Origin of the sequence: Novosphingobium mangrovi, from assembly GCF_022818885.1 — a bacterium.
Taxonomy (GTDB): domain Bacteria; phylum Pseudomonadota; class Alphaproteobacteria; order Sphingomonadales; family Sphingomonadaceae; genus Novosphingobium; species Novosphingobium mangrovi.
The window spans coordinates 36,718-50,357 of the sequence record NZ_JALHAT010000018.1 but is presented as its reverse complement, the minus strand read 5'-3'; the positions used below and the strand labels follow the sequence as shown (position 1 = coordinate 50,357).

10 protein-coding genes are annotated in these 13,640 nt (G+C 66.0%); 6 read left to right on the top strand and 4 right to left on the bottom strand.

Going from position 1 to position 13,640, the window contains the following annotated elements; all coding sequences use genetic code 11:
- Positions 1-99 precede the first annotated feature (99 nt).
- The 3 genes from MTR65_RS11485 to MTR65_RS11475 are packed head-to-tail and all read left to right on the top strand — an operon-like array spanning position 100 to position 2,713.
- Positions 100-1,473, top strand: a complete 1,374-nt coding sequence (locus MTR65_RS11485) for an aminotransferase class III-fold pyridoxal phosphate-dependent enzyme (RefSeq protein WP_243800254.1) — start codon at positions 100-102, stop codon at positions 1,471-1,473.
- Positions 1,460-2,188: a haloacid dehalogenase type II gene (locus tag MTR65_RS11480; protein ID WP_243800252.1), complete on the top strand. Its 729-nt coding sequence runs from the start codon at positions 1,460-1,462 to the stop codon at positions 2,186-2,188. Before MTR65_RS11485 ends, MTR65_RS11480 begins: the two co-directional genes overlap by 14 nt.
- 27 nt (positions 2,189-2,215) lie before the next feature.
- The gene (locus MTR65_RS11475) at positions 2,216-2,713 is read left to right on the top strand and encodes an Lrp/AsnC family transcriptional regulator (RefSeq protein WP_226632247.1); all 498 of its coding nucleotides are present in this window, start codon (positions 2,216-2,218) and stop codon (positions 2,711-2,713) included.
- Positions 2,714-2,820: 107 nt separating this feature from the next.
- On the opposite strand, the gene MTR65_RS11470 is transcribed toward MTR65_RS11475, so the two are convergent.
- The gene (locus MTR65_RS11470; RefSeq protein WP_243800250.1) at positions 2,821-3,894 is read right to left on the bottom strand and encodes a tartrate dehydrogenase; all 1,074 of its coding nucleotides are present in this window, start codon (positions 3,892-3,894) and stop codon (positions 2,821-2,823) included.
- Between the two features lie 5 nt (positions 3,895-3,899).
- Complete coding sequence (locus MTR65_RS11465; RefSeq protein ID WP_243800248.1) at positions 3,900-5,390, bottom strand: NAD-dependent succinate-semialdehyde dehydrogenase; 1,491 nt, start codon at positions 5,388-5,390, stop codon at positions 3,900-3,902.
- A gap of 208 nt (positions 5,391-5,598) precedes the next feature.
- On the opposite strand from MTR65_RS11465, the gene MTR65_RS11460 reads away from it, so the two are divergent.
- Positions 5,599-5,961, top strand: coding sequence for a tRNA-binding protein (locus MTR65_RS11460; RefSeq protein ID WP_243800245.1), 363 nt, complete (start codon positions 5,599-5,601; stop codon positions 5,959-5,961).
- A gap of 240 nt (positions 5,962-6,201) precedes the next feature.
- On the opposite strand, the gene MTR65_RS11455 is transcribed toward MTR65_RS11460, so the two are convergent.
- Complete coding sequence (locus MTR65_RS11455; RefSeq protein ID WP_243800243.1) at positions 6,202-7,467, bottom strand: NAD(P)/FAD-dependent oxidoreductase; 1,266 nt, start codon at positions 7,465-7,467, stop codon at positions 6,202-6,204.
- A 202-nt stretch (positions 7,468-7,669) separates the two neighbouring features.
- On the bottom strand, positions 7,670-10,261 hold the full coding sequence (locus MTR65_RS11450) for a TonB-dependent receptor plug domain-containing protein (protein WP_243800241.1): 2,592 nt from the start codon (positions 10,259-10,261) through the stop codon (positions 7,670-7,672).
- A 725-nt stretch (positions 10,262-10,986) separates the two neighbouring features.
- Here MTR65_RS11450 and MTR65_RS11445 point away from each other — a divergent pair.
- Together MTR65_RS11445 and MTR65_RS11440 are read left to right on the top strand one after the other, a co-directional pair.
- Entirely contained in the window at positions 10,987-12,972 is a 1,986-nt protein-coding gene (locus tag MTR65_RS11445; protein WP_243800238.1) for an NAD(P)-binding protein, read from the top strand.
- Between the two features lie 141 nt (positions 12,973-13,113).
- A complete protein-coding gene (locus tag MTR65_RS11440; RefSeq protein WP_243800236.1) occupies positions 13,114-13,638 on the top strand; it encodes a hypothetical protein in 525 nt (174 codons plus the stop codon).
- The last annotated feature ends 2 nt before the right edge of the window (positions 13,639-13,640 follow it).

Sequence of the window (13,640 nt, the reverse complement as noted above, 5' to 3'; positions counted from 1 at the left end):
GGCCAAAAACGACAGAAGACGCTCCAGCCCCCGACGCAATCGGGAGCAAAGACATCCCCGTCCCACTACAACGGAAGGCCGAGCCGCAAGGGACACAACATGATCGCCAATTCACTGCTGGAAAACGACAAGGCGCACTGGATCCACCCGGTGGCCTCGTGGCGCGACCACGAGGCGCGCGGGGCCACGATCCTGCGTTCGGGCAAGGGCACCTACCTCACCGACATCGACGGGCACGAGTTGCTCGACGGGTTCGCCGGGCTGTGGTGCGTCAACGTGGGCTATGGCCAGGACAGCATCGTCGCGGCCGCGACCGAGCAGATGTCGCGCCTGCCCTATGCCACCGGCTATTTCCACTTCGGTTCCGAACCCGCGATCGAGCTGGCGACCAAGCTCGCCCAGCGCGCACCGGGGGACCTCGACCACGTGTTCTTCTCGCTCGGCGGGTCGGACGCGGTCGACAGCGTCGTGCGCTTCATCCGCTACTACTACAACATCACCGGCCGCCCGCAGAAGAAGCACATGATCGCGCTGGAACGCGGCTACCATGGCTCCAGCAGCACCGGATCGGGCCTGACCGGCCTGCCGGCGTTCCACGCCGGGTTCGATGTGCCCACGCCCGTCCAGCACCATATCTCGTGCCCCTATCCCTACCGCTTCGAGGGCGACGATGCCGCGCTGATCGCCTCGTCCGTCGCCGAACTGAAGGCGAAGGTGGAAGAACTGGGCGCGGAGAACGTCGCGGCCTTCTTCTGCGAGCCTGTCGTGGGCTCGGGCGGCGTGATCGTCCCGCCCAAGGGCTGGCTCTCCGCGATGCAGGCGGCCTGCCGCGAACTCGACATCCTGTTCTGCATCGACGAGGTCATCACCGGCTTCGGGCGCACCGGCCCGCTGTTCGCCTGCGAGCACGAGGGGCTGACGCCCGACTTCATGACCACCGCCAAGGGGCTGACCTCGGGCTATGCGCCGATGGGCGCGCTGTTCATGTCGGACCGCATCTACCGCACGATTGCCGATGCGACCCCGCCGGGGGTCTCGATCGGCCACGGCATGACCTATTCGGGCCATCCGGTGAGCGCGGCGATCGGCCTGGAGGTCCTGCGCCTCTATGAAGAGGGCGGCCTGCTGGCCAACGGCGTCGCCTCGGGCGCACACCTCGCCAAGGGCCTGGAGGCGCTGCGCGATCATCCGCTGGTCGGGGATGTGCGCTCGCAGGGGCTGCTGGCCGGTGTCGAGCTCGTCACTGACAAGGTGGCCAAGACGCGGCCCACAGCACAGATGAAACTGCCCCAGCACCTTGCCGATATCGGCTATCGCAACGGCGTGGTGTTCCGGGCCTTCGGGGATGGCATCGTCGGCTTCGCGCCGCCGCTGTGCATCACCACCGACGAAGTCGACCTCATGCTGGAGCGCTTCCGCAAGAGCCTCGACGAACTGCTTACTATCAAGGAGATCCGCGATGCGGTTGGGTGATTACAAGGCCTTGTCGTTTGACTGCTACGGCACGCTCATCGACTGGGAATCGGGCATGATCGAGGGCCTGCGCGAACTGACCGCGCGGGTCGGCACGGACATGAGCCGCGACGAGATCCTGCAGGCTCACGCGCGCCACGAATCGCGCCAGCAGGCCCAGACGCCGGGCAAGCCCTACCGGGATCTCCTGCCCATCGTCTACAAGCGCCTGGCCGAGCAGTGGGGCGTTCCCTTCTCGCAGGCCGAGTGCGAGGAATACGGGCGCTCGGTGCGCAACTGGCCGGCTTTCGTCGACAGCCCGGGGGCCCTCCAGTACCTCAAGAAGTACTACAAGCTGATCATTCTCTCGAACGTCGACAACAAGACCTTCCACTACTCGAACGAGAAGCTGCAGGTCGAATTCGACGCGATCTATTCGGCCGAGGACGTGGGTGCCTACAAGCCCTCGGATCGCAATTTCGAGTACATGAACGGCCACATCGGCGATCTGGGCCTGGAGCCGGGCGACATCCTGCACACGGCGGAAAGCCTGTTCCATGACCACGTTCCCGCGCGCAAGTTCGGTATGGCCAATTGCTGGATCTACCGTCGCCACGCGCAGGCGGGTTTCGGCGCGACCATGACCCCCTCGCACGAGCCGACTTACGACTTCCGGTTCAACTCGATGGCGGACCTTGTGAAGGCGCACCAGGAAGAGCTACGCAACGGGGATTAAAGAACGCAAAAAGACAGGGGCCGCACCATGATCAATGCACCGAAACTCGACCGGATCGACATCAACATCCTGGCCGAACTGCAACGAAGCGGCCGCATCACCAATGCGGAACTGGCGGACAAGGTAGGCCTGTCCGCCAGCCCCTGTCTTACCCGCGTCAAGCGGCTGGAATCGGCGGGACTGATTTCGGGCTACAGCGCGATCATCAACCTCGCCAAGATCGGCACGAGCCAGATCGTCTTCACCTCGGTGACGCTGGGCGACCATCGCCGCGCCGACTTCCAGAAGTTCGAGACGCGCATCGCGCAGTACGAGGAACTGGTCGAGTGCCACCTCGTCAGCGGCGGTTTCGACTATCTCCTCAAATTCGTGGTGCGCGGCATTGCCGAGTACCAGGAGATGATGGAGGAGCTGCTGGAAAGCGGCATCGGCGTTTCCAAGTACTTCTCCTATATCGTGATCAAGACCGCGGTGGCGCGCGGACAGGCCCCGGTCAAGCTGCACGCTCCGTCCCTGGCCCGCTGAACACAGCCACACCGTCCGACACGAAAAAGCCCGGCAGGAAGCTATCCTGGCCGGGCTTTTTCGTGCCGGGCCCCTCCTGCCATGCGCAGGAGGGGCCTCTCTCCGTCTCAAGCGATGGCGTCGGCGATGGCGGTGCCGCAGCCCACGGTGTTGGTTTCGCCGCCGAGGTCCTTCGTGCGGGTTTCAGGCTTTGACAGCGCGCTCTCGATGGCGCCGACGATGGCGGCGGCGGCCTCGGTCTCGCCCAGATGCTCCAGCATCATCGCGCCACACCAGACCTGGCCGACCGGGTTGGCGATGCCCTGTCCGGCGATGTCGGGGGCCGAGCCATGGACCGGCTCGAACAGCGAGGGCTTGGAGCGGTCCGGGTTGATGTTGCCGCACGGCGCGATCCCGATGGTGCCGGTGCAGGCGGGGCCCAGATCGGAGAGGATATCGCCGAAGAGGTTGGAGGCGACGACCACGTCGAAGCGGTCCGGGTTCATCACGAACTGCGCCGCGAGGATGTCGATGTGGTACTTGTCGGTGCGGATCGCGGGGTACTTCTCCGCCATCTCCTCCACACGCGCGTCCCACCAGGGCATGGTGATCGCGATGCCGTTCGACTTGGTGGCCGAGGTGACGTGCTTTTCAGGGCGCGTCATGGCAAGGTCGAAGGCGTACTTCAGGATCCGCTCGGTCCCGAAACGGGTCATGATCGTGTCCTGCACCACGATTTCGCGCTCGGTGTCGGGGAAGGAGATCCCGCCGATGGCCGAGTATTCCCCCTCGGTGTTCTCGCGCACGATCATCATGTCGATGTCACCGGGCTCGCGGCCCGCGAGCGGGCAGGGGACGCCGGGCATCAGGCGCACCGGGCGCAGGTTCACGAACTGGTCGTATTCGCGGCGGAACTGGATGAGCGAGCCCCACAAGGAGATGTGGTCGGGCACGGTGTCGGGCCAGCCGACCGCGCCGAAGTAGATCGCATCGACATCGCCGATCTGCGCCTTCCAGTCGTCGGGCATCATCTTCCCGTGCTGGGCGTAGTATTCGCAGCAGGCAAAGTCGTGCCATTCCAGCTCCAGCGTGAAGCCGAACCTCCTGGCCGCAGCTTCCAGCGCGCGCACGCCTTCGGGCATGACTTCCTTGCCGGTCCCGTCTCCGGGGATCACGGCAATGCGATAGGTACGTTCACTCATTCGTCTCAGGCTCCCTTGATCCCGGCCCAATGGAAGGTCTTGGCTTCCAGGAATTCCTCCAGGCCCTCGCTCGCGCCTTCGCGGCCAAGACCCGATTGCTTCATGCCCCCGAAGGGCGCGACTTCCATCGCCATGGCGCCGGTGTTGAGACCGACCATGCCGAATTCCAGCGCCTCGCTGACGCGCCAGGCGCGGTCCATGTCGCGGGTGTAGAAATAGGCGGCAAGGCCATAGGGCGTGTCGTTCGCCGCGCGGATCGCCTCGGCCTCGTCGGTGAAGCGGATCACGGGGGCGAGCGGCCCGAAGGTCTCTTCGTGGCACACGCGCATGTCCTCGGTCACGCCGGCGAGCACGATGGGGGCGGCGTAGCCGTCCGGCGCGGCGCACTGCGCGGCGATCTCAGCCCCCTTGGCCAGCGCGTCATTGACGTGGGCCTCCACCTTGTCGCAGGCGGCCTGGTTGATGAGGGGGCCGATGTTGACGCCCTCCTCGGTGCCCGCGCCCACCTTGAGCGCGCGTACGGCTGCGCCCAGCTTCTCGACGAAGCGTTTGTGGATGCCCGCCTGCACGTAGAAGCGGTTGGTGCACACGCAGGTTTGCCCCGCGTTGCGGAACTTGCTGGCCATTGCGCCTTCAACGGCCAGATCGACATCGGCGTCGTCGAAGACAAGGAAGGGGGCATTGCCGCCCAGTTCCAGGCCCATCTTCTTCACCGTGCCCCCACACTGTTCCATCAGCAGCGCGCCCACGCGGGTGGAGCCTGTAAAGGTCAACATGCGCACGACGGGGCTGGAGGTCAGCTCCTCGCCGATCTCGGCGGGAAGGCCGGTGACGACGCTGAGGACGCCCTTGGGCAGGCCTGCCTCTTCGGCCAGCGCGGCAAGGGCCAGCGCGGTAAAGGGGGTGAGTTCAGACGGCTTCACGATCATCGCGCAGCCCGCCACCAGCGCCGGCGCCGCCTTGCGGGTGATCATTGCGGCCGGAAAGTTCCAGGGCGTGATCGCGGCGGTGACGCCGATGGGCTCCTTGCGCACGAGGATGCGGCGGTCGGCAAAGGGCGAGCCGACCTCGTGGCCGTGGATACGCAGGCCCTCGGCGGCAAACCACTTCACGAAGCTCGCCGCATAAGCGATCTCGCCCGCCGCTTCGGGCAGGGGCTTGCCCTGCTCGGCGGTCATGATGCGGGCAAGATCGGCCTGGTTGGCCATGATGAGGCGGTGCCATTCCTCGATGACGGCGCTGCGCTGCTGGGGCGTCTGGCGGCGCCACTGTACCTGCGCCTCTTCGGCCGCGGCAATCGCGCGGCGGGTCTCGGCCGCACCGCAGGCCGGAACGGTGCCGACGCGCGCGCCGCTCGCCGGGTCGGTCACGTCGAGCGCGGCGTTTCCATCGGCATCGACCCACGTGCCCGCAACAAAGGCCTGCTGGCGAAAGAGCGCGGGGTTGGCGAGGCTCTCGCCCAGAGGGGCGGTGCGCATATCGAGGGGGTCGGTCATCTGTGGCCCTGCAATTGGAGTTGGCGTCGTCCCCTCGTTCTAGTCGGGGCACGCGAGCGGGTGGTACTTGGATGCGAATGCCGGGCGGCACATGCCACCGAATTGCGCGAAAGGCGCGGCAGAATGTCGCACGGGCCCCGCATACAAGGCGCGCCGCCGCTTTCGCCCGGGCGCTAGACTGCGCAGGAAACAGCCATCTGGAGCCCCTATGACGCCCGAAGCAAAACCTGCCGCCGAATACGCCAATTTCGATGCGCTCGACATCCGGGTGGGGACCATCACGCAGGTCCTTCCCTTCCCGCGCGCGCGTAATGCCTCGTACAAGATCGAGGTCGACCTGGGCCCCCTCGGCCTTCGCTGGTCGAGCGCGCAGGTCACGAATTATTCGCCTGAGGAACTGCTCGGCAGCCAGGTCTGCTGCATCGTCAACTTCGGCGCGCGCAACATCGCCGGGTTCACCTCCGAAATCCTGATCCTGGGCGCGCCGGGCGAGACGATGGAGAGCGGTCATACCGGCGTCATCGTGGTCTCGCCCCGCTCGCGCGTGGAGGACGGTTCGGCGTTGTTCTGAGGCAGAATGAGGCAGTTTTCCGAGGGCCATCGCCCTCGGGCTCCCGGAATCGGGGAGCGTAGCGCTTTACTTCGAGTTGCGCGCGACGGGGTGAGGTAACTGGGAATAAACGGGGGCTTCGCCCCCAGTTCCATGGTCCCTGACCTGGCCATTGCTGCGCAAGGTGGCCGCGCGAACTGCCGCAGACGGTTTGGGGAGCCCGAGGGCGATGGCCCTCGGACCTAATTCTTTCCTTAAACCCTACTCGTGTGTCCGCGCCTTGTGGCTGGCAAGCGAGAACAGCGCATCGGTGGCGCTGTCGCCGGGTTGGTCGAGCACACGTGCCGCGAGGTACTCGCCGATGGTGGGTCCCATCTTGAAGGCGTGGCCCGAGCCGCCGCCCGCGACCCACACGCCCGGCAGGTCGGGATGGCGGTCGATGATGAAGTGGCCGTTGTCGCTCAGTTCCACCTGGCACACGCGGGTGGCGACGATGGGCTGGCCGACGAGGCCGGGGAAGCGCCGGGCGACGTAGTCTTCCACCTGCGCGCGCAGGAAGCCCGAGGCCATGCGGTCGCCCTCGTCCGGGTCCATCGGCACATCGCGCAGGTTCGCCGCGATCTTGGTGCCGTAGTCGACATCGGCGGCGGTGTAGGTGTGGCTGTCGGCGATGTTGGGCAGGTGCTCCCAGCGGTAGCGGTGATCGTCGATGGGCGAGCCCACGTAGAAGATCTCGCGGCGCGGGGTGACGATGCGGTCGCCCAGCAGCTCGGGGAACACGCGGGGAAGCCAGGGGCCGCAGGCAAACAGAGCGGAGCCGCACGCTAGTGGCTCACCATCGACGGTGAGCGGGGCCGAGCTGCCTGCCGGGGCGGGCTTGGCGTGGCCGATCTTCATCGTGCCGCCCTTGTGCATGAAGGCTTCGGAGGCGGCGACCATTGCCTCGCGGGCCTTCACGATGCCGCCGGTGGGTTCGTAGAATACCGTCTCGTATTCGGAGAAGTCGACCTGCGGCCAGCGCGCGTGGACCTCGTCCGGGGAGAGCACTTCGTAGGGCACCGAGAGCCGGTCGAAGAGTGCGCGCTGCTCGGCCAGAGCATCGGCGGACATCGTGCGCAGGCTGCCGTTGGGATAGAACAGGCGCGTGCCGAATTCCTCCTGGCGCTGCTCCCAGAGTGTCTGCGCGCGGCGGGCCCAGCGGGTGTAGATCTCACGCGGGCCATAGGAGAGGCGCAGGAGCCGGCTTTCATCGCCCGAGGACGCGCGCGGATTGCCCGGGCCATAGGCGTCGACCAGTGTCACCTTGGCTCCGGCCTCGCGCAGCGACAGCGCGGCCCAGCCGCCAAAGGCGCCTGCGCCTACCACGGCAACATCGGGCAGGTTGCGGTTGATCGCGGGCGCACCGGGGCGGGCGGACACCTGCGCGCTGGCGGACGAGGAGGCGGAAAGGGCCGCGGCTGCGCTCAGACCGGCGCCCGTGGCGAGAAGGCCGCGGCGCGTCAGTGCGGGGGAAGGGGTATCGCTCATGCGGATCGCTCCTTGTTCAGGGGTGTGCATGGGAAAGAAGGGCGCTGTGCCCCCAAAAAAACGGGCCCGGAGCGCGTGGCTTCGGGCCCGGTCAAGGTAGGGTGTTTTCGAAATGAAGATCGTTCCCGAGGCCGCCCCGGCGAAGGGCAGGAGGCGGCCTCGGAGCCGATTGGGTGGGGCCTTTCGGCCCCTATACGCGAGATCAGAAGTCGAAGTTCAGACGCGCGTAATAGAAGCCGCCCTGCCAGCTCATGGGGCCGTCGACGTAGGTGCGCCCGTTGGTGTCGTCGATGCGGTTCACCGGCGGGTAGCCGTCGAAGAGGTTGCGGGCGCCAAGCGTCAGGCTGTAGCCATCGCCCAGGGGAGCGGTCAGCTCGGCATCGAAGAGAACCTCGGTGCCATAGTCCTGGATGGCGTTGCCCGCGCGGGTGGTCTGGCGCGACCAGGGCCCGAAGACGTTGGCGCGCACCATGGCCTGGATCGGGCCGAAGTCATGGAACACCGTGGCGTTGGCGCGCCAGTCGGGGTTGTTGTTCTCGAAGTTGTAGACGGTCACGTCGTTGAACGAGACCTGCGCGATGTTGACGTTGTCGATGTTGTACGAGTTCGTGTTGAACGCCGCGGTGATCGTGGTCGGCTGGTCGCCCAGGAAGTAGCCGCGGTACGAGGCGACCACGTCGAGACCCTCGACCGTGGTGTCGATCGCGTTCTGGAAGAACTGGATCTGGTCGATGGCGCCTGCGCCTTCGATCCCGGCTTCGAGCATGGCGGCGCGGATGTCGTCCGTCACGGTGATGCGCGAGGTGGCGTAGAGCTGGTCCTCGATCTTGATGCGGTAGGCATCGATCGTCAGCGTGAAGCCGTCGAAGGGATTGAGGGTCAGGCCCAGCGAGTAGTTCTTCGAGGTTTCAGGGCCCAGTTCCTCACCGCCCAGGTACTGCGCGACCGGGTGCGAGGCGGGGTAGAGGCCGATGTTCATCGGCACGCCGCCCACGGTGTTGATCGCGGACTGGGTCATGTTGAGCTGGCCCGCCGTCGGCGCGCGGAAGCCCGTGCCGAGCGATCCGCGCACGGCGGCCCAGTCGGTGACGTTGTAGCGCGTGGCGATCTTCCAGACGAACTTGTCGCCGAAGCTCTGGTAGTCTTCGTAGCGGCCCGCGAAGTCGACGAACCATTCGTCGGTCACGTCCGCGCTGAGTTCGGCGTAGGCCGACTTGCTCTCGGTCGTGAAGTCGCTGGCGACATCGGGCGAAAGGCCGGTGATGCCGTTCGAGCCGGGCTGCATGATGGTATAGACCGGGTCGGACGGATCGGTGCAGGAAATGCCCATGCCCATTGGCGCGCCCGCGTTGAGCGAGCGGTCGGCGAAGTCGGCCTCGTTCGAGCAGAAGTTGAACGGGTCAGCCATGCCCCAGGGGCCACCGGTGTAGGAGCCGGGGCTGCCCGCGCCGATCTTGAAGCCTTCGCGGCGGAACTCACCGCCGAAGTTGAAAACGAGGGGGCCAGCTAGGCCTACGCCCACGGTGTAGACGAAGTCGGCGTTGAGCGCGAACTCGTCCGAGGTGTAGGTGCTGGCGTCGAAGTCGGTCGGCGAGTCCGGGCCCATCGAGGGGTTCACGGTGTCCGCGATCGAGTATTCGATCTTGTCCCAGCCGTAACGTGCCGCGATGTCGGCGGAGAAGGTCTGGTCGCCGCCCAGGTCCCGCTCGGTCCGCCAGCCACCCGCGATGCTCCAGTCGGTCACCTTGCCCGAGAAGTTGGGCTGGTAGCCAAGCGGGAAGCGGTCCGCGAAGCGCCAGGTCGAGCCATCCTCGAGGCGTACCGGGTTGTCCATGACCACGTGGCCGCCGCCGGGCACGCGGAAGGTTGCCATGGCGGTGCCCTTCGAGCGCGAGAAGTTGCCGAAGGCGTAGAGCTCGGTGTCGTCGCTGAGGTCGATACCGGAGTTGACGACGATGCGGCCCGCGCGTTCCTTGGGCTGGCCGCGCACTTCCATCGGCTCGGAGATGTCGATACCGGCCGCGTCCACGGCGTCGCGGTAAGCGGGATCGTTCTCGTAGGCGTCAAAGGGGTTCCAGCGGGTCGAATCGAAGGTCCGCGCGCGGTTGGTGTAGTCGTTGTCGGTGTACTGGCCCGAGATGTTGATGAAGCCGTTGTCGGTCAGCGGGAGGCCGATGTTACCGGCGATCTGCACGCTTTCGCCGTCACCTTCGTAGTACTGGCCGACCTGGGCGACGAGCGAGCCGCCGTGGTTGTCGTCCTTGAGCTCGTAGTTGATGACGCCCGCGATGGCGTCCGAGCCGTACTGTGCGGCGGCGCCGTCGCGCAGGACTTCGATGGATTTGAGCGCAATGGCCGGGATCACCGCGGAGTCCGCGGCATGGCTGCCGTAGCGGCTCACGCCTACGCTGGCCGACTTGTGGCGGCGACGGCCATTGAGAAGCAGCAGCGTCTTGTCGGCGGGCAGGCCGCGCAGGCTGGGCGCGCGGATGAAGGTGTCGGACGTGGTGTTGGCCGCGCGGTTGACGGTGTAGGACGGGATGAGCGTCTGCAGGATGTCGAGCGTGTCGGTCTGCGAGGCGCGCTCGATGGTCTCTTCGCTGAAGACGTCGACCGGCACGGCGGAATCGGTGACCGAGCGCGGCTGGCCGCGCAGGCCGCTGACGATGATGGCGTTGGCCGCACTTTCGTCGGCGGAAACGACGCTGTCCTGTGCAAGTGCCGGCGACGAGGCGAGCGCCACGGCCAGCGTGGAGGTGGCCACAAGCCCCCGGTACTTGGTGATCCTAGTCATCACGTAATCCCCCTTGTTGTGTCATTCCTCCCTCTCCGATTCTGGACCCGTACCTTTCTGTTTGTGGTGGCCGGATCTCTGGGTTCCGGCGTTATTTGTCCGGACCTTTGTGTCGCCTAGGATCGTCGTATGGGGCGACGGGATTGTGTTGCCGTTTTCTTTTGCGGCTTCGGCAGAACCTGCCAATTCGGACGCCGATTTTGCGAAATGTGCTGCTGCGACGTCTCATTGTGCACTGCGGCACGCTCGCTCCACGAGCAACTTCGAGTCCATCGCATCCTGATAATTCCGACGCTATTTTGACATTTGGTGTCCGTGTGTCGGATAAAATCGCCCAAAATTGCCCATGTAACCCTTTTCAGGAGGGCGTTTCCGGGGTTTCACTGCGCAGCTCAATGGACTCCCGCGCGGGCGTGATACGGCGGTGCAGGTGTTCGGCCGTGAGGGCGTATTCAGCAGAATCTGTTTCGCCTCGCCCGGAATTCGGCACGTATCGAACAGGGCCGCTGATAGCCTCGCTGCAGGAGCACAGGATGCCGGGCGCGCAAGATCCGCGTCCCGGCGTGCGTTCGGGGCCGCCGACATGGGCGAGGTCCCGCCCGCACCCAGGCACGACAGCACGACAGATCGTGCTGCCCGGGATGCTCTGCATGGACACGAAGGCCAGCCGTGCGCTGGCCCAGACCAGGGGAACGACTATGAGGGGTGAAGACAGGGATCTGGGTATGGGCCGGTCGATCGACCGGCGCGATTTCATCCAGGGCGTCGCCGCCGCGACCGCCGGCAGCGCGATTGCCATGGCCGCGCCTTCGGCCTTCGCCAAGGCGGGGATGGGCCCCAAGGGCGCCGCGCTTTCGGGCGTCAATGTCGATGGTGCCGTGACCGCGGCGAACTATCCGCCCTTCCGCACAGGGATGCGGGGCCATCACCCCGGCGCCTACGAGGCCGCCCACGAGATGCGCGACGGCAAGGTCTTCCCGGCGGGCGATCCCACCGGCGAGATGTATGACCTTGTCGTGGTGGGCGGGGGCATCAGCGGCCTTGCCGCGGCCTGGTACTTCCGCGAGCGTTTCGGCAACGACGCGAAGATCCTCATCATCGACAACATGGACGACTTCGGCGGTCATGCGAAGCGCAACGAATTTCAGGCGAGCGGCAAGCAGCTGATCGCCAACGGCGGTTCGTCCTACATCGTGGGCCCCTCGTTCTGGACGAAGGATTCGATCGCGCTCGTCAATCACCTGGGCATCGGTCCGGGCAATCCGACGGACCGCTCGGACGGCAATCTCTACAAGTCGCTGGGGTTGGAATCCGGCACGTTCTTCCGCAAGGAAGTCTACGGCCGCGACCAGATGGTGAAGGGCGGCTCGACGCTGCGCTTCGATCGCGCCTGGCTTGACCAGACGCCATTTCCGCCCGCCGTCAAGGAAAGCCTCGACCGTTTCGTGAATGGCAAGACCGACTACCTTGACGGAATGAGCGCGGCGCAGAAGGTCGAGACGCTGCGTTCGATGAGCTACCGCGACTACATGCTCAACGTCGCCAAGGTGCACCCGGACGTGGTGCCCCTGATGCAGGGCATCTGGTGCCTGGGCTCGGACATGGGCTCGGCCTGGTTTGCCTTCTTCCGCCACCGTCCCGGCTTTGAGGGGCTGGGGCTGGAGCGTCCGGCAAACTCGCCCGAGGGCGAGACGATCCATCACGACGATTACCATCTGCCCGCCGGCAACAGCGACATCGCGCGCCTCATCGTGCGTGATCTCATTCCCGACGCGCTGCCGCCGGGCAACTTCGCCGAGGTCGAGACCAAGCGGGTCGACTACTCGACGCTCGACCGGCCCGGCCAGAAGGTGCGCATCCGCCTCAAGAGCATCGTCACCGGCGTGAAGCACGAAGGGCCGGACGGGCGCCTGTTCGATCCCGACACGTCCGAGTGCACGGTCAACTACATCAACGACGGCAAGATGATGGCGGTGCGCGGCAAGAACGTGGTCATGGCCTGCATGAACAATGTCGTGCCCTACCTCATTCCCGAACTGCCCGAGGAGCAGAAGGGCGCGATGCACCAGGCCGTGCGCGCGGTGAATCAGGTCACCAACGTGCTCTTCCGCAACTGGCAGCCCTTCGTCGAGAGCAAGGTCGGGCGGGTTTCCTTCCCCAATACCTTCTACGGCTCGATGGGGCTCGCCGCGCAGCGCTATCTGGGCGAGATGACCCCGCCGACCTCGCCCGACCAGCCGATGGTGGTGGGCTTTGGAACCGGCTCGAACTCGGGCGTCTGCTCCAACACTACCATGCTGAGCGAACTGTGCGGCGGCGCCGCGCCCGAGCCTGGCACCTACGCCGACGACCAGTTCCGCATGGCACGTGCCGGTCTTCTGGCCACGCCTTTCGAGTACTTCGAGAAGGCCGTGCGCAGCCAGGCGGCCGCGGTCTTTGCGGGCACCAGCTTTGATCCGGCGCGCGATATTCTCGCGATCACGGTCAACCGCTGGGGCCATGGCTTTGCCACCGGGCGCAACACCCTGTTCGAGGCCGACCGCGAGGCCAAGGTCTCGCCCACCGCGCTGGCCAAGCAGCCTTTCGGGCGCATCACCATCGCCAATTCCGATGCGGGCGGCGTCTCCACTGCGGGGACGGCCATGGACGAGGCGTTCCGCGCGGTGCGTGAACTCGAACAGCGCCAGTTCGGCTTCTACGAACTGATCTGACCTGCGGCGCGGGGCAGGGCGTCTGACCTTGCCCCCCGTCCCTGACCTTCTTTCCCCCAAACCTTCGCGCACAAGGCGCGCGCAGCGCTGCCCTCCAGGGAGCACCGACAGCGCCCTTGCGCCCCGATCAGGAGATATTCGATGAACTGGATAGCCCGGACTTTCTCGGCCGCAGCCCTTGGCCTTGCCACCACCGGCGCGCTTGTCACCGGCCTTGGGGCAGGCGAGGCGCAGGCCGCCGCGCCCGAACTCGACCCGCGCATTTCCGGGACACAGGGCCTGATCGGCTACTGGAAGGTGGATCTTGAGGCTTCGACCTATCCCAAGACCGCGCCGCTCGCCGCGATCCGCAGCTTTGCCTATTCCGAGGACGGCAAGATCCTCGTCTCCTTCGCGACCAAGGGCGCGGACGGCAAGCTGACCTTCGGCCACTGGGCTGCGACGCCCGATGGCACGCCCGCGATCGAGTACCACGTCGATGCCAATTCCTACCCCTACAATGTCGTCTCGTGGAAGCTCGTTGGCCCGGGACGCCTCGAACTCGTGGTCGCGCGCAACGGTGGGTCCTACACCTGCATCTACCAGCTCTCCGAGGACGGCGAGACGCTCAACTACAGCTATGGCGACACCAACATCGTCTACCGCCGCTGGGACCTGATGGACTGATC